Genomic DNA, 15,848 nt, shown 5'->3' with positions numbered 1-15,848 from the left:
CCCTGAAGGGGCGCTTCACCACCCCTCTGTCGAAAAGGCACCGTCATGACATCTCACCCTGAAGCCTCCGCTCTCCTCGCCCGTTCCCATCGGCTCGGCGCCGATCCTCGGAACACCAACTACGCCGGTGGCAACGCGTCCGCCAAGGGCACCGGGACCGATCCCGTCACCGGGGGTGATGTGGAGCTGATGTGGGTCAAGGGGTCCGGCGGGGATCTCGGGACGCTCACCGGGGCGGGGCTCGCCGTGCTGCGGCTGGACCGGATGCGGGCGCTCAAGGGCGTCTACCCGGGCGTCGAGCGCGAGGACGAGATGGTCGCCGCCTTCGACTACTGCCTGCACGGCAAGGGCGGTGCCGCGCCCTCGATCGACACCGCGATGCACGGGCTGGTCGAGGCCGCCCACGTGGACCATCTGCACCCCGACTCCGGGATCGCGCTGGCCTGTGCGGCGGACGGTGAGAAGCTGACCGCCGAGTGCTTCGGCGACACCGTGGTGTGGGTGCCGTGGCGGCGGCCCGGTTTCCAGCTCGGGCTGGACATCGCGGCCGTCAAGGAGGCCAACCCGCAGGCCGTCGGCTGCGTGCTCGGCGGACACGGCATCACGGCCTGGGGGGACACCTCCGAGGAGTGCGAGCGCAACTCGCTGCACATCATCCGCACCGCCGAGGCCTTCCTGGCCGAGCGCGGCAAGGCCGAGCCGTTCGGGCCGGTGATCGCGGGGTACGAGGCGCTGCCCGAGGCCGAGCGGCGGAAGCGGGCGGCGGCACTGGCGCCGTACGTCCGGGGGCTGGCCTCCCGGGACCGGCCGCAGGTCGGGCACTTCACCGACACGGACGTGGTACTGGACTTCCTCGCGCGGGCCGAGCACCCGCGGCTCGCCGCGCTCGGCACCTCCTGCCCGGACCACTTCCTGCGCACGAAGGTGCGTCCGCTGGTCCTGGACGTGGCGCCGACCGCGCCGCTGGACGAGGCGGTGGCCCGGCTCAAGGAGCTGCACGCGGCCTACCGCGAGGAGTACGCCGCCTACTACGAGCGGCACGCCGAGCCGGACTCCCCCGCCATGCGCGGCGCCGACCCGGCGATCGTGCTGGTGCCGGGCGTGGGCATGTTCAGCTTCGGCAAGGACAAGCAGACCGCCCGGGTGGCCGGCGAGTTCTACGTCAACGCGATCAACGTGATGCGCGGGGCCGAGGCGGTGTCGTCGTACGCGCCGATCGAGGAGTCGGAGAAGTTCCGCATCGAGTACTGGGCGCTGGAGGAGGCCAAGCTCCGGCGGATGCCGAGGCCCAAGCCGCTGGCGACCCGTGTCGCCCTGGTCACCGGCGCGGGCAGCGGGATCGGGAAGGCGATCGCCCGGCGGCTGGTGGACGAGGGCGCCTGTGTGGTGGTGGCCGACCTGAACGCCGAGAACGCGGCGGCGGTCGCGGAAGAGCTGGGCGGGGACGACAAGGCCGTCGCGGTGAGGGTCGACGTCACCTCCGAGGAGCAGATCGCCGCGGCGTTCGAGGCGGCCGTGCTCGCCTTCGGCGGGGTGGACCTGGTGGTCAACAACGCGGGGATCTCCATCTCCAAGCCGCTGCTCGAGACCTCGGCCGAGGACTGGGACCTCCAGCACGACATCATGGCCCGCGGATCCTTCCTCGTCTCGCGCGAGGCGGCCCGGGTGATGACCGCGCAGGAGATGGGCGGCGACATCGTGTACATCGCGTCGAAGAACGCCGTGTTCGCCGGCCCGAACAACATCGCCTACTCCGCCACCAAGGCCGACCAGGCCCACCAGGTACGCCTGCTCGCCGCCGAGCTGGGCGAGCACGGCATCCGGGTCAACGGCGTCAACCCCGACGGTGTGGTGCGGGGTTCGGGCATCTTCGCGGGCGGCTGGGGTGCCCGGCGGGCGGCCGTGTACGGGGTGCCGGAGGAGAAGCTGGGCGAGTTCTACGCGCAGCGGACGCTGCTCAAGCGCGAGGTGCTGCCCGAGCACGTCGCGAACGCCGTGTTCGCGCTGACCGGCGGCGATCTGACCCACACGACCGGCCTGCACGTCCCGGTCGACGCCGGCGTCGCCGCCGCGTTCCTGCGATGAGCACCGCCGTGGACGTCAAGGCGTACGCGGCGGTCGACCTCGGCGCGTCCAGCGGGCGCGTCATGGTCGGCCGCGTGGGCGCCGACCGGCTGGAGCTGACGGAGGCGCACCGCTTCCCCAACCGGCCGGTGCGTACGCCCGACGGGCTGCGCTGGGACGTCCTCGCGCTGTACGCCGGTGTGCTGGACGGGTTGCGGGCGGCGGGCCCGGTGGACTCGGTGGGCGTGGACAGCTGGGCCGTCGACCACGGCCTGCTGGACGCGGACGGGGCGCTGCTCGGCAACCCCGTGCACTACCGCGACCTCCGTACCGAGGGCGTCGCGGAGAAGGTGTGGGCGGCCTCGCTGCCCGCCGGGGAGCTGTACGCGGCGACGGGGTTGCAGTACGCGCCCTTCAACACCCTGTACCAGCTCGTCGCCGCCCGGGGCACGGCCCAGTTCGCGGCGGCCCGGCGGCTGTTGCTGATCCCCGACCTGCTGACCTACTGGCTGACCGGCGAGCAGGGCACGGAGCTGACCAACGCCTCCACCACCCAGCTGATCGACCCCCGCACCCGGGACTGGTCGCGGGAGGTGGCGGACCGGCTGGGGATCGACCTCGGCCTGTTCGCGCCGCTGCGCCGGCCCGGTGACGCGGCGGGACTGCTGCGGCCGGAGGTGCTGGAGGAGACGGGGCTCGCGGGGCCCGTGCCGGTGACGGCGGTCGGTTCGCACGACACCGCGTCCGCGGTGGCCGCCGTACCCGCCTCGGGTGAACGCTTCGCCTACATCTGCACCGGCACCTGGTCGCTGGCCGGTCTCGAACTGACCGCTCCGGTACTGACGGAGGAGAGCCGGGCCGCCAACTTCACCAACGAACTCGGCCTGGACGGCACCGTCCGCTACCTGCGCAACATCATGGGTCTGTGGCTGCTCCAGGAGTGCGTACGGGCCTGGGGCGACCCCGATCTGGGTGAGCTGCTGCTCGCGGCGGCACGGGTGCCGGCGCTGCGGTCGGTGGTGGACGCGGGGGACGCCGCGTTCCTGGCGCCGGGGCGGATGCCGGAGCGGATCGCCGAGGCGTGCCGTGTCTCGGGGCAGCCGGTGCCCCGGACGCCCGCCGAAGTGACCCGGTGCATCCTCGACTCGCTGGCGCTGGCCCACCGCGCGGCCGTCGAGGAGGCGCAGCGGCTCGCCGGGCATCCGGTCGACGTCGTGCACGTGGTCGGCGGCGGCACCCGCAACGCGCTGCTGTGCCAGCTGACCGCCGACGCCTGCGGGCTGCCGGTGGTGGCCGGGCCGACGGAGGCCGCCGCGCTCGGCAACGTCCTGGTGCAGGCCCGCGCCCACGGCCTGGTCGGCGACCTGGCGGACATGCGCGGCCTGTTGGCCCGCACCCGGTCGCTGACCCGGTACGAACCGCGCGGCGGCACGGCCCGCTGGAGGGCGGCCGCCGCCCGACTCGCCGAGCGGTGAACCGGGGCTCCCCAGAGCCCGGTCCGCCGACTAGTCTGCACTCATCATTCATCCGATGATCGAACACGAGGAGCCGCGATGCGTGTCGCACTGTTCCTGACCTGCGTCAACGACACGCTCTATCCGGACACCGGCCGCGCCGTGGTGAAGCTGCTGACCGGACTCGGCGTCGAGGTCGACTTCCCGATGGCCCAGACGTGTTGCGGGCAGGCGCACTACAACACCGGCTACCGGCACGAGGCCGAGCCGCTCGCCCGGCACTTCGCCGACGTGTTCGCGCAGTACGACGCCGTCGTGACGCCCTCGGGCTCGTGCGGCGCGATGGTACGGGAGCTGTATCCGCGGATGGGTGAGCGGGCGCGGGCGGAGGGGCGCGGGGACACGCTCGCGGCCACGCTGGCGCCGGTGGTGCCGAAGACGTACGAGCTGACGGAGTTCCTGGTGGACGTGCTCGGGGTGACGGACGTGGGGGCGTACTACCCGCACACGGTGACGTACCACCCGACCTGCCACGGCCTGCGGAGCCTGGGTCTGGGCGACCGGCCGCGGCGGCTGCTGGAGGCGGTGCGGGGGCTGGAGCTGGTGGAGCTGCCGGGCGCCGAGGAGTGCTGCGGCTTCGGCGGCACCTTCGCCGTGAAGAACTCCGACGTGTCGGCGGCGATGGGCGCGGACAAGGTGCGCAACGCGGAGTCGACCGGCGCGGACGTGCTGTGCGCGGCCGATAACTCCTGTCTGATGCACATCGGCGGGACCATGACGCGGCTGCGCACGGGCATGCGGCCGGTGCACATCGCGGAGATCCTGGCGAGCACCGAGGAGGTGGCGGTCGTATGAGCGGGACCTTCGTCGGGATGCCGGCCTTCCCCCGGGCGGCGCGGGAGGCGGTGGGCAACACGACGCTGCGCGGCAATCTGCGCCACGCCACCCACACCATCCGCGACAAGCGGGCCCGCGCGGTGGCGGAGCTGGACGACTGGGCGGCGCTGCGCGAGGCCGGGAAGCAGATCAAGGACCACACACTGCGCCACCTCGACCGGTACCTGGTGCAGGTGGAGGAGGCGGTCACGGCCGCCGGCGGGACCGTGCACTGGGCCGCCGACGCGGACGAGGCCAACGAGATCGTCGCCCGGCTGGTCGAGGAGACCGGCGAGAGGGAGGTCGTCAAGGTCAAGTCGATGGCGACGCAGGAGATCGGCCTCAACGAGGCGCTTCAGGCCCGGGGCATCCACGCCTACGAGACCGATCTCGCCGAGCTGATCGTGCAGTTGGGCAAGGACCGGCCCTCGCACATCCTGGTGCCGGCCATCCACCGCAACCGGGGCGAGATCCGCGACATCTTCCGCTCCGAGATGGGCGAGTGGGGCCGTCCGGCGCCCGAGGGGCTGACGGACACGCCCGCCGAACTCGCGGAGGCGGCCCGGCTGCACCTGCGGGAGAAGTTCCTGCGGGCCAAGGTCGGCATCTCCGGCGCCAACTTCGTGGTGGCCGAGACCGGGACGCTGGTGGTCGTGGAGTCGGAGGGCAACGGGCGGATGTGCCTGACCCTGCCCGAGACGCTGATCTCGGTCGTCGGCATCGAGAAGATCGTGCCGAGGTGGCAGGACCTGGAGGTCTTCCTGCAGACCCTCCCCCGCTCCTCGACGGCCGAGCGCATGAACCCGTACACGTCCATGTGGACGGGCACCGGGGACGGCCGGGCCGGGGAAGGGGACGGCCCCGGCACCTTCCATCTGGTCCTGCTGGACAACGGCCGCACCGACACCCTCGCCGACGAGGTCGGCCGCCAGGCGCTGCGCTGCATCCGCTGCTCGGCCTGCCTGAACGTGTGCCCGGTGTACGAGCGCGCGGGCGGCCACGCCTACGGTTCGGTGTACCCGGGCCCGATCGGCGCGATCCTCAGCCCGCAACTGCGGGGCACCGGCAGCGAGATCGACGCCTCACTGCCGTACGCGTCCTCGCTGTGCGGGGCCTGCTACGAGGTGTGCCCGGTCGCCATCGACATCCCCGAGGTGCTGGTGCACCTGCGGGAGCGGGTGGTGCAGGGCGGTCCGTCCGTACGGAACGGCAACCGGGTCGTCCTGAGGCCCGCCAAGGGACACGCCGCCGAGCGGGCGGCGATGCGGGCCGCGCAGTGGGCGTTCACGCACCCGGGCGCGCTGCGGACCGGGCAGCGGCTGGCCTCGCGCACCCGGCGCCTGCATCCGCGCACGCTGCCAGGACCCGGCCGGGCGTGGAGCGGCAGCCGGGACCTGCCGACGGTGCCCGCGGAGCCGTTCCGGGACTGGTGGCAGCGCACGCACGGTGGAAAGGACGGGGCCAAGTGAGCAGCAGGGAACGCATCCTGGGCCGGGTACGGCGCGCGCTGGCGGATGTGCCGGACGAGCCGAGGCCCTACGAGGAGGCCGTCGCCCGGGACTATCTGCGCGAGCACGGGCGTCGGTCCGTCCCGGAGACGGTGGACCTGCTCGCCGAGAACCTGGCGGACTACCGGGCGGTCGTGCACCGGTGCGCGGACGGGCAGGTTCCCGAACTGCTGGCCCGTCTCCTGTCCGCACGCGGTTCGCGGACCGTGGTGGTACCTCCGGGGCTGCCGGCGCAGTGGCTGACGGCCGTCGACACGCCTCTCGTCCAGGACCTGGCGGCGAGTACGGCACCGGAACTCGACGAGGTCGACAGCGTGGTCACCGGCTGCGCCGTCGCCGTCGCCGAGACCGGCACGATCGTCCTGGACGGCTCCCCCGACCAGGGCCGGCGGCGCATCACCCTCGTCCCCGACCACCACATCTGCGTCGTGCGGGTACCCGAGCAGGTCGTGTCGTCGGTGCCCCAGGCCCTCGAACGCCTCGACCCGAAGCGGCCGTTGACGTGGATCTCCGGCCCCTCAGCGACCAGCGACATCGAACTGGACCGCGTCGAGGGGGTGCACGGCCCGCGCACCCTGGAGGTGGTGCTGCTGGGCGGCTCGTAGCGCTGCCGGGTGTCGCTGAGTACACCCCCCGATACGGGTCCTGCACCCAGTGTGGCCCGGTCCCACTCTCCGTAGCGTCTTCCACGAGGCACCGCACAGGGCGTGCCACACGGAAGGTGATCACGATGTTTCGCTCCGGCGCACGAGGAAATCACGACCCGGGCCCCGCCCCCGAGGCCCTCCGGCTCGTCAAGGTGACCCGTACGTACGGCTCGGCGGAGAACGCCGTGACCGCCCTGGACGGGGTGACGCTGAGCCTGGGGCGCGGCACGTTCACCGCGGTGATGGGACCGTCCGGCTCGGGCAAGTCCACGCTGCTCCAGTGCGCGGCGGGCCTCGACCGGCCGGACAGGGGCATCGTGTGCGTGGACGGCAAGGAGCTGACGGGTGGCGGCGAGGCGGAGCTGACCAGGTTCCGGCGCGGCCGGGTCGGGTTCGTCTTCCAGCAGTACAACCTGCTGGAGACGCTGACCGTCGCGCAGAACACGGTGCTGCCGCTCAAGCTGGCCGGACGCCGCGTCGACCGGAGGCGGGCGCGGGAGATCCTGACGTCGGTCGGTCTCGGGGACCGGCTCGGTCACCGGCCCGACCAGCTCTCCGGCGGCCAGCGGCAGCGGGTGGCGATCGCCCGGGCCCTGGTCACCGAACCGCGGGTGGTCTTCGCGGACGAGCCGACGGGAGCGCTGGACACGCGCAGCGCCCGGCAGGTGCTGCTGCTGCTCCAGGAGGCGGTGCGGGTGCACGGGCGGACCGTGGTGATGGTGACGCACGACCCGGTCGCCGCCTCGTACGCCGACTCGGTGGTCTTCCTCGCCGACGGCCGGCTGGCGGGGCGGATGGACGCGCCGTCCCCGGAGGCGGTCGCGGAGCGCCTCGCGCACCTGGGCGACGACGTGCCGGCGGGGGTGTGAGCGATGTTCGTACTGGCTCTCCGGTCGATCCGGCGCCGTCCCGGGCGGTTCCTCGCGACCCTCCTGTCCGCCTTCCTGGGGGCGGCGATCATCATGACGTTCAACTCGATGCACGACACGGCCGGGCAGGCCGGCGTCGACCCGGTCAGTTCGGAGACGCTGGGCACGGCGGCGGGGGTCGTCGGCGGGTACGGGACCCTGCTGGTGTTCTTCGCGGTGGCCTCGACGCTGACGGTCAACGTGCGTCAGCGCACCGCCGAGCTGGAGCTGCTGCGCTGCTCGGGTGCGACCCCGGCGCAGATCAAGCGGATGGTCGTGGGTGAGGCGGTGGCCGTGGCCCTGGTGGGCGCGGCGCTGGCGATCGGCCCGGCGATGCTCGGCGGACGGGCGCTCCTCGGCCTGTTCCAGGACAGCGGCCAGGTGGCGCCTTCCGTGGACTACTCCTTCGGTCCCGTCGCGCTGCTGAGCGGCGTGGGCATCACGCTGCTGGCGTCCGCGGGCGCCGCGTTCCTGGCGGTACGGCGGGTGGCGCGGGGCCGCCGGGAGCGGGCCGGGGCGAAGCGGTTCCTGGCCTACGCGGCACTGGCCGCCGGGGCCGCGGGCGCCTGCTCCACCTTCCTGCTCTCCGCGACGGACGAGGCGCTGATGGCGGCGCCGGCCTACGGGGCGATCCTGCTCTCGGTCGGTTTCGCGCTGCTCTCGCCGCGGCTGCTGAAGGGCGTGCTCGACCGGCTGCCGCTGAGCGGCGCGAGCGGCTGGCTGGCCGTGCGGAACCTGCGGGAGCGGGCGGATCAGCTGGCCGGAATCCTGGTGTCGCTGATCATGTTCACCGCCGTGTCGACGGCGACGCTCACGATGCAGGCCGTGGAGAGCGACGCGGTGAAGGACTCCGGTCTGCTGAAGTCGGTCGACGCCAAGAACCTGGAGACGCTGAACCTCACGGTGGTCGGCATCATCGCGGTGTTCGTCTGCGTGATGCTGGTCAACTCGCTGTACGCGGCGACGACGTACCGCTCGCGTGAATTCGGTCAGCAGCGGCTGGCGGGGGCGACGCCGGGGCAGGTGCTGGGCGTGGTGGCCGCCGAGGGCGTGGTCCTCACGGTGACGGGGATCTTCTTCGGCACGGTGGCCGCGCTGGCCGGTGTGGTGCCGTTCACGGTGGTCCGCACCGACGCGGTGCTGCCGGACCGGTTCCTCGGGGTGTGGCTCGCGATGGTGGCGGTCTCGGCGGCGGCGACGCTGGGGACGAGCCTGGGCACGGCCCGGCGGGTGCTGCGCACTCCGGCGGTGGGCGCGGTGACGGCGGCCGCGTGAGCGGCACGGGAAGGGTGAGGGGGCGACCGCCGCGGCGGTCGCCCCCTCACCCTTCCCTGCTGTCTGCCGGACGTCGGCCTAGTCGGCCTTGGCGTACTCCTTCGCCATGCTGCCGGCGAAGTCGTACACGACGCACTGTGCGTCGCCGACGACCCAGGCGTCGTGGCCGGGCGAGCAGACGAAGACGTCGCCCGGGCCCACCTCGCTCTCGGTGCCGTCGTCCATGCGGACGTGCATGCGTCCCTCGACCACGTAGCAGTTGTGGTGGATCATGCAGCTGTCGGTGCCGGCGATCGGCGCCACGGACTCCGACCAGCGCCAGCCCGGTTCGAAGGTGGCGACGGCGAAGTCGAGTCCTTCCATGTGCACGGCCTCGATGTGACCGCGGGGGAAATCGCGCCGCTCGTCCGGCTTGTCGAGCGTCTTTGCCTCCAGCATGACGCTCCTCCTTTCCCTGGCCCCACCACTCCATCGTCCGCCTGTCCACTCGGCACCGCCATCCGGGGGAGGCGCGTCGTCAGCGGGGCGTGCCGCAGAGTTCGGCGAAGCGGGCGGCGTCCACGTTGCCCCCGGAGAGGATCACGCCGACGCGGCGGGGCAGGGCGTCGATCCGGCCGTTCAGGAGGGCGGCCAGCGGGGTGGCGCCGCTGGGTTCGAGGACGGTCTTCAGGCGTTCGAAGGCGAACCGCATCGCGTCCCGGATCTCGTCGTCGGACACCACCTCGACCGAGTCCAGCAGCCGCCGGTTGACGGAGAACGTCAGTTCGCCGGGGGTGGGCAGCGCCTGGCCGTCGGCGATGGTGCGCGGGACCGGCACCGTGACCCGCCGGCCCGCGGCCAGGGAGCGCCTGGTGTCGTCACCGGCCTCCGGCTCGACGCCGATCACCCGGGTGGCGGGGTGCAGGCCCTTGACCGCGGTGGCGCTCCCGGCGATCAGTCCGCCGCCACCGACCGGTGCGACCAGGGCGTCCAGGTCTCCCGTCTCCTGGACCAGTTCGAGGGCTGCGGTGCCCTGGCCCGCGATGACGTGCGGGTGTTCGTAGGGCGGGATCAGGGTCAGTCCCCGGTCGGCGGCCAGCGCCTCGGCGAGGGCGACGCGGTCGCCGGTGTAGCGGTCGTAGGTGACGATCTCGGCGCCGTAGCCCGCGGTGGCGTCCCGTTTGGAGGGCGGCGCGTCCTCGGGCATGACGATCACCGCGGTGGTGCCCAGCTCGCGGGCGGCCAGGGCCACCGCCTGGGCGTGGTTGCCCGAGGAGTACGCGGCGATGCCCCGGGCGAGCCGCTCCGGGGTGAGGCGGGAGGCCGCGTTGTAGGCGCCGCGGAACTTGAAGGCGCCGACCCGCTGGTGGTTCTCGCACTTGAGGAAGACCTCGGCGCCGACGAGGGCGTCCAGGGTGCGCGAGCGCAGCACGGGGGTGCGGTGCGCGACGCCCTCGATGCGGGCGGCGGCGGAGCGGACGTCGTCGAGGGTGACCGGCGGGGTGGTGGTCGTCACGGGTGTCCTCAGGGGGTGTCGGCGGCCGGGCCGGTCTCGGCGCGGGCCTGGGAGAGGTAGTGGTAGGCGGAGGCGCGGGAGATGCCGAGCCGGGCGGCGACGTGCTCGACCGAGCGGCGTACGGCGAAGACGCCGCGCCCGTCGAGGTCGCGGAACAGTTCGAGGCGCCGCTCCCTGTCCAGCGCGGCCCAGCTGGTGTCCCGGCGCAGCGGGTGGGCGTCCACGATGGCGTCGACCACGGCGTCGATGTCGTCGCCGAAGGTGGTGGCCGGTACTTCGGCGGGGGTGCGGGCGGTCCCGGCGAGGGCGCCGAGCAGGGCGTGGGCCCGGTCGACGGCGGTGACGTCCAGATTGACGCACAGGGCTCCGAAGACGGCGCCCGTGGAGTCGCGCAGCACCATGGTGGAGGACTTGAGCAGCGTGCCGTCGGCCGTACGCGTGACGTAGTTCAGCTCGTCGCGGGCCTCGTCGCCCCGGGCCAGCACGCGCATGCCGATCTCGCTCATCGCCCCGCCCACCGTCCGCCCGGTCACCGAGCCCGCGACGGCGACGACCGACCGCTCGGGGCGCCGGTAGTCGTGGAGCACCGCCTCGCAGACCGGTCCGAAGGTGGCGGCGATCCCGTCGACGACGGGGCGCAGCGCGGCGAGCACGGCGTCGCGTTCGGCATCCAGCGCGGGGTCACTCATCCGGATCTCCAGTCTGGGACTTCGAGGAGTCCCAGACTACACGTCCAACCTTTGGACGGGGAGTCCAAGTCTCTTTTGGCACCGCGCACCGGGTCCGCGTGCCGGAGTGCGCCTTCACCTCCGGGGCGGAACCGCGGGAGCGCGCGACCCCGAACGGGTATGTCTCCCGCTGCCACGAGACCACCGGATCCGGCACCCCCGCCCGGCACCGCTCACTGTCCGAGTCCCTCGTACGGAGGTCCCTCCCCCCATGCCCAAGGACGCCGAGTCCCCGAAGAAGCCGCGCGGCAACCGTGCCGTGCTCACGCACAAGGTCGGATACGCGCTGCGCCACCCCGAGCGCGTAGGTCCCCACGTCCGCCGGGCCGGCCGGGACGCGTGGCTGCGGCTCCGGCACCGCGACCACGTCGGCTACTACCGGGCGGTGATGGCCTCCGACGCCCGGCGCGATCCGGAGGCCGCGGTCGGCAGCCGGACCCACGACCGCTGGCTGGCGCTCGGGCGGATGCAGTTCGACTACCTGATCGAGCACGGGCTGCGCCCCCGGCACCGCATGCTCGACATCGGCTGCGGCAACCTGCGCGGCGGCTGGCGCTTCATCGACCACCTCGACACCGGCCACTACTACGGCGTCGACATCTCCCCGGACATCCTGATCGCCGCCAAGGAGACCCTGACCGAGCGCGGCCTCCAGGCCAAGCTGCCGCACCTGACCCTCACCGGGGACCTCCGGCTGGACTTCCTGCCCGACGGCCACTTCGACGTCGTCCACGCGCACAGCGTCTTCTCGCACTCACCGCTGAGCGTCGTCGACGAGTGCCTCGCGCACGTCGGCCGCGTCCTGACGGAGACCGGGTTCTTCGACTTCACCTTCGACCGGACGGAGGGCACCGAGCACCAGGTGCTCCACGAGGACTTCTACTACCGCACGGACACGCTGCTCACGCTGGCCGCCCAGCACAACCTGCACGCGCGGTTCATGGAGGACTGGGAGAAGCGGCCGCACGGCCAGTCCAAGATCCGGGTGAGCCGGGCGCCGCTGCCGTCGTAGCGGCCGATCGCGCGACCCGAGGGGCCGGACCGTTCCTCCCGCCCCTACGGACGTGGGTCGACGCGCCGCCAGGCGGGCCGGGCGTCCGTGCCCCGGCGGCCGGCCGCGGCGGCGCAGCGGGGGCAGACCCGGCGGACGGCGTCGGCGGCGCCGCCGGACTCGGGCAGCACGTCGGTCCAGACGACCGCCGGGAACCGGGAGAGCCGCGAGCGGTGGATCGACAGACCGCACACGGTCTCGTTCCTGCCCTGCTCCCAGGCGTGCACCTCACCGGCCGGCAGCCAGCGGTTGTCGTCCTCGTCCCACCAGCGGCCGGAGGCCGCCACGTCGTAGCGCCGTGTCCTGGCCATGACTCCCGGGTGCCCCGGAGGGGCGGCGGCCACACGCGCGTACCTCCTCCTGTGTGATCACTCCGCAAGCCCTGCCCGTTTGGGGCGTTTTGTCTGCTTAGCATGCGGGGTCCGCGCATCGCCCCGTTGTACGAGAGGACACCAGATGGCGCCCACGGGCCGTCCCAGCGCACTGGCCGAGCACGCCTTCTCCCCGCACGACGCCGTGATGGGCGCCGCCGCCCGGCACCTGGGCCGTCGGCGCTTCCTCACCGTCACCGCGGCGGCCGCCGCGCTCGCCTTCTCCACCAACCTGCCGGCCCGCGGCGCGGTCGCCGCCCCCGAACGCGCCGCCCGGATCAGCAAGGACCCCTTCACCCTCGGCGTGGCCTCCGGCGACCCGCTGCCGGACTCGGTGCTGCTGTGGACCAGGCTGGCGCCCGAACCGTTCCTGGAGGACGGCGGGATGGGCACGGAGCGGGTCACGGTCGAGTGGGAGGTGGCCCTGGACGAGTACTTCGCGGGTGTCCTGTTCCGGGGCACCGCCGACGCCCACGCCGAGTACAACCACAGCGTCCACGTGGATGTGAAGGGCCTGACGCCCGGGACGGTCTACTACTACCGGTTCCGCGCCGGCGCCTGGCTCAGCCCGGCGGGCCGCACCCGGACCGCGCCCGCGGCGGGCAGCGCCGCCTCCTCGCTGAAGCTGGCGGCGGTCGCCTGCCAGGCGTACATGGACGGCTACTACACCGTGCTCCGCCATGTCTCCCAGGACGACGTGGACGTGGTGTTCCACCTCGGCGACTACCTGTACGAGTACGCGGTGAACTCCGAGGGCGGTGAACGCCACTACACCGACGTCACCCTGCCCGACGTGTTCAACCGCGAGACGATGACCCTCGCGGACTACCGGCTGCGCTACTCGCTCTACAAGACCGACGAGGACCTGCGGGCCGCGCACGCCGCGCACCCGTTCGTCGTCGCCTGGGACGACCACGAGACGGAGAACAACTACGCGGGCAGCTTCCCCGAGAACGACATCCCGCCGTCGGAGTTCCTGCTGCGCCGCGCCGCCGCCTACCGCGCGTACTGGGAGAACCAGCCGCTGCGCGCCGCCCAGTTGCCGCAGGGCCCGGACGCCCGGCTGTACCGGCGGCTGCACTGGGGTTCGCTCGCCCAGTTCGACATCCTGGACACCCGCCAGTACCGCTCCGACCAGGCCTACGACGACCGGCCGCACGCCCCGGGGGCCGAGTCGGACGATCCGGCGCGCACCATCACCGGCGCCGAGCAGGAGCAGTGGCTGCTCGACGGCTGGAAGGGCTCGACGGCGCTGTGGAACGTGATGCCCCAGCAGGTGTGCTTCTCCCAGCGCAAGTTCGACGTGACCGCCGACGCCGCGCTCTCCATGGACGCCTGGGACGGCTACCGCGCCTCGCGCGACCGGGTGGTCGCCGGGGCGAAGGCCGCCGGGGTCGACAACTGGCTGATCCTCACCGGGGACGTGCACGTGGGCTACGCCCTCGACGTCAAGGAGGACTTCGACGACCCGGCGTCCGCCACCGTCGGCACCGAGGTCACCTGCACCTCGGTGGCCAGCGGCCGGGACGGCGTGGAGAAGCCCGCCAACTGGGACCTGTACATGCAGGCCAATCCACATATGAAGTTCTACAACGGCAAGCGCGGCTACGTCCGGGCCGAACTCGGCCGTCAGGCCACTCACCTGGACTTCAAGACGGTGTCCGCCATCAGCACGCCCGGCGCCGCCGTGACCACGGCCGCGTCCTTCGTCACCGAGGCGGGTGAACCGGGGCTGAAACCCGCCTGATCCGGGCCCGCCGGGCGCAAGGGCGTCCGCGTACTGCACATGGCACCCACGGCGTCCCCCATAGCGCGAAACAGACCGGGGCCGGGCATCGCGGCGGGTCTTTGCGGCAAGGCCTGTGACTTCGCCGCAGGCGACCGTGACCCGCGGTCGCCCACCGAACACCGCTGTCTCGCACAGCGTCCGAAGGAGGCACATCGCATGGTCGGCAGACATGCCGCGCGCAGCCGCCGCGCAGCCCTCACCGCGCTCGGCGCCCTGGTCCTGACCGCACTCCCCTCGGCCGCGTCGGCCGCACCGCCGCCCGTTCCCGGACCGCGGCCCGCCGTGGCCCAGGCGCCCGGCGCCGCCGCCGCTCCGGCGCGCATGCTGAGCGCGATGGAGCGCGACCTGAAGCTGGCGCCCGGCCAGGCGGCGGCCCGGCTGGTCAACGAGGCGGAGGCGGGCACCCGCGCGGGCATGCTGCGCAACACGCTGGGCGACCGCTTCGCCGGGGCCTGGGTGAGCGGCGCGACCTCAGCCGAGCTGACCGTGGCCACCACCGACGCCGCGGACACCGCGGCCATCGAGGCGCAGGGCGCCAAGGCGGCCGTCGTCGGCAGGAACCTCGCCGAGCTGCGCGCGGTCAAGGAGAAGCTGGACGCCGCCGCGGTCCGTACCCGGACCCGGCAGACGCCGGTCTGGTACGTCGACGTGAAGACCAACCGGGTCACCGTCCAGGCCACCGCCGAGTCGGCCGCGGCCGCCTTCGTCGAGGCAGCCGGTGTGCCGGCCGAGGACGTGGGCGTCCGGGTCTCGCCGGACCAGCCGCGGGTGCTGGAGGACCTGGTCGGCGGCGACGCCTACTACATCAACGACCAGGCCCGCTGCTCCATCGGCTTCTCCGTCACCAAGGACGACCAGCAGGGCTTCGCCACGGCCGGGCACTGCGGCGACCCGGGTGCCACCACCACCGGGTTCAACGAGGCCGACCAGGGCACCTTCCAGGCCTCCACGTTCCCCGGCAAGGACATGGCCTGGGTGGGCGTCAACTCCGGCTGGACCGCCACGCCGGACGTCAAGGCGCAGGACGGCGAGAAGATCCAGCTCGCCGGGTCGGTGGAGGCGCTCGTGGGGGCGTCGGTGTGCCGTTCCGGCTCGACCACGGGGTGGCACTGCGGCACGATCCAGCAGCACGACACGAGTGTCACCTACCCGGAGGGCACCGTCGACGGGCTGACCGAGACGACGGTGTGCGCCGAACCCGGCGACTCCGGCGGCCCCTTCGTGTCGGGCACCCAGGCGCAGGGCACCACGTCCGGCGGCTCCGGCGACTGCACCAACGGCGGGACCACCTTCTACCAGCCGGTCAATCCGCTGCTCAGCGACTTCGGCCTCACCCTGAAGACCACCTCCGCCGCGACCCAGACACCCGCGCCGCAGGACAACGCGGCGGCGGACGCCTGGGCCGCGGGCCGGGTCTACGAGGTCGGCACCACCGTGTCCTTCGACGGTGCGCGGTACCGGTGTCTGCAGAGCCACCAGGCGCAGGGCGCCGGCGCACCGGCGAGCACGCCGGCCCTGTGGCAGCGGGTCTGACGGACCGCCGTCCGGCGCGGGGGGGGGCGGAGGGGACCCACGCCCGTTTTTTGGCGGTTTTTCCCCCCACCAGGAAGGGGGAGGGGGGGGGGGGTGAAAGGGCCCAGGGGGGGAAACACCCGGGGTACAACAGGGGCAAGGGGGTGGTT

14 protein-coding genes are annotated in these 15,848 nt (G+C 73.1%); 10 read left to right on the top strand and 4 right to left on the bottom strand.

Annotated elements, in window-relative coordinates; genetic code table 11:
• Positions 1-45: 45 nt before the first annotated feature.
• The 7 genes from ACZ56V_RS20320 to ACZ56V_RS20290 all read left to right on the top strand — a co-directional run bounded on the left by ACZ56V_RS20320 (position 46) and on the right by ACZ56V_RS20290 (position 8,732).
• Positions 46-2,085, top strand: a complete 2,040-nt coding sequence (locus ACZ56V_RS20320) for a bifunctional aldolase/short-chain dehydrogenase (RefSeq protein WP_398908308.1) — start codon at positions 46-48, stop codon at positions 2,083-2,085.
• On the top strand, positions 2,082-3,539 hold the full coding sequence (locus ACZ56V_RS20315; RefSeq protein ID WP_468944006.1) for a rhamnulokinase: 1,458 nt from the start codon (positions 2,082-2,084) through the stop codon (positions 3,537-3,539). Before ACZ56V_RS20320 ends, ACZ56V_RS20315 begins: the two co-directional genes overlap by 4 nt.
• 78 nt (positions 3,540-3,617) lie before the next feature.
• On the top strand, positions 3,618-4,373 hold the full coding sequence (locus tag ACZ56V_RS20310) for a (Fe-S)-binding protein (protein WP_467382290.1): 756 nt from the start codon (positions 3,618-3,620) through the stop codon (positions 4,371-4,373).
• Entirely contained in the window at positions 4,370-5,863 is a 1,494-nt protein-coding gene (locus ACZ56V_RS20305; RefSeq protein WP_468944002.1) for a LutB/LldF family L-lactate oxidation iron-sulfur protein, read from the top strand. The genes ACZ56V_RS20310 and ACZ56V_RS20305 overlap by 4 nt, the downstream gene beginning before the upstream one ends.
• On the top strand, positions 5,860-6,507 hold the full coding sequence (locus ACZ56V_RS20300) for a lactate utilization protein C (RefSeq protein ID WP_398908301.1): 648 nt from the start codon (positions 5,860-5,862) through the stop codon (positions 6,505-6,507). Before ACZ56V_RS20305 ends, ACZ56V_RS20300 begins: the two co-directional genes overlap by 4 nt.
• Positions 6,508-6,632: 125 nt before the next feature.
• Positions 6,633-7,418 (top strand): ABC transporter ATP-binding protein, encoded by a 786-nt coding sequence (locus tag ACZ56V_RS20295; RefSeq protein ID WP_398908300.1) that lies wholly within the window; start codon positions 6,633-6,635, stop codon positions 7,416-7,418.
• A gap of 3 nt (positions 7,419-7,421) precedes the next feature.
• The gene (locus tag ACZ56V_RS20290) at positions 7,422-8,732 is read left to right on the top strand and encodes an FtsX-like permease family protein (protein ID WP_468943997.1); all 1,311 of its coding nucleotides are present in this window, start codon (positions 7,422-7,424) and stop codon (positions 8,730-8,732) included.
• A gap of 78 nt (positions 8,733-8,810) precedes the next feature.
• Here the strand turns inward: ACZ56V_RS20290 and ACZ56V_RS20285 are convergent, their stop codons facing one another.
• From ACZ56V_RS20285 to ACZ56V_RS20275, 3 genes are all read right to left on the bottom strand, one after another.
• A complete protein-coding gene (locus ACZ56V_RS20285) occupies positions 8,811-9,170 on the bottom strand; it encodes a cupin domain-containing protein (RefSeq protein ID WP_003978039.1) in 360 nt (119 codons plus the stop codon).
• A 79-nt stretch (positions 9,171-9,249) separates the two neighbouring features.
• Positions 9,250-10,227 carry a pyridoxal-phosphate dependent enzyme gene (locus tag ACZ56V_RS20280; RefSeq protein WP_468943993.1) on the bottom strand — a complete coding sequence of 326 codons (978 nt, stop codon included), beginning with the start codon at positions 10,225-10,227 and terminating at the stop codon, positions 9,250-9,252.
• Between the two features lie 8 nt (positions 10,228-10,235).
• On the bottom strand, positions 10,236-10,916 hold the full coding sequence (locus ACZ56V_RS20275; RefSeq protein WP_398918423.1) for a transcriptional regulator: 681 nt from the start codon (positions 10,914-10,916) through the stop codon (positions 10,236-10,238).
• Between the two features lie 250 nt (positions 10,917-11,166).
• Between ACZ56V_RS20275 and ACZ56V_RS20270 the strand changes: the two genes are divergently transcribed.
• Positions 11,167-11,967 carry a class I SAM-dependent methyltransferase gene (locus ACZ56V_RS20270; protein ID WP_468943990.1) on the top strand — a complete coding sequence of 267 codons (801 nt, stop codon included), beginning with the start codon at positions 11,167-11,169 and terminating at the stop codon, positions 11,965-11,967.
• 44 nt (positions 11,968-12,011) lie between these two features.
• Here the strand turns inward: ACZ56V_RS20270 and ACZ56V_RS20265 are convergent, their stop codons facing one another.
• Positions 12,012-12,317, bottom strand: coding sequence for a hypothetical protein (locus ACZ56V_RS20265; RefSeq protein ID WP_468943988.1), 306 nt, complete (start codon positions 12,315-12,317; stop codon positions 12,012-12,014).
• Between the two features lie 145 nt (positions 12,318-12,462).
• Here ACZ56V_RS20265 and ACZ56V_RS20260 point away from each other — a divergent pair, with 145 nt between their 5' ends.
• Both ACZ56V_RS20260 and ACZ56V_RS20255 read left to right on the top strand, forming a co-directional pair.
• Positions 12,463-14,124, top strand: a complete 1,662-nt coding sequence (locus tag ACZ56V_RS20260; RefSeq protein WP_467382281.1) for an alkaline phosphatase D family protein — start codon at positions 12,463-12,465, stop codon at positions 14,122-14,124.
• 198 nt (positions 14,125-14,322) lie between these two features.
• On the top strand, positions 14,323-15,699 hold the full coding sequence (locus ACZ56V_RS20255; protein WP_468943984.1) for an alpha-lytic protease prodomain-containing protein: 1,377 nt from the start codon (positions 14,323-14,325) through the stop codon (positions 15,697-15,699).
• Positions 15,700-15,848 lie beyond the last annotated feature (149 nt).

Source organism: Streptomyces sp. NPDC034099, assembly GCF_055575415.1.
This window is presented reverse-complemented; position numbering and strand designations above follow the sequence as displayed.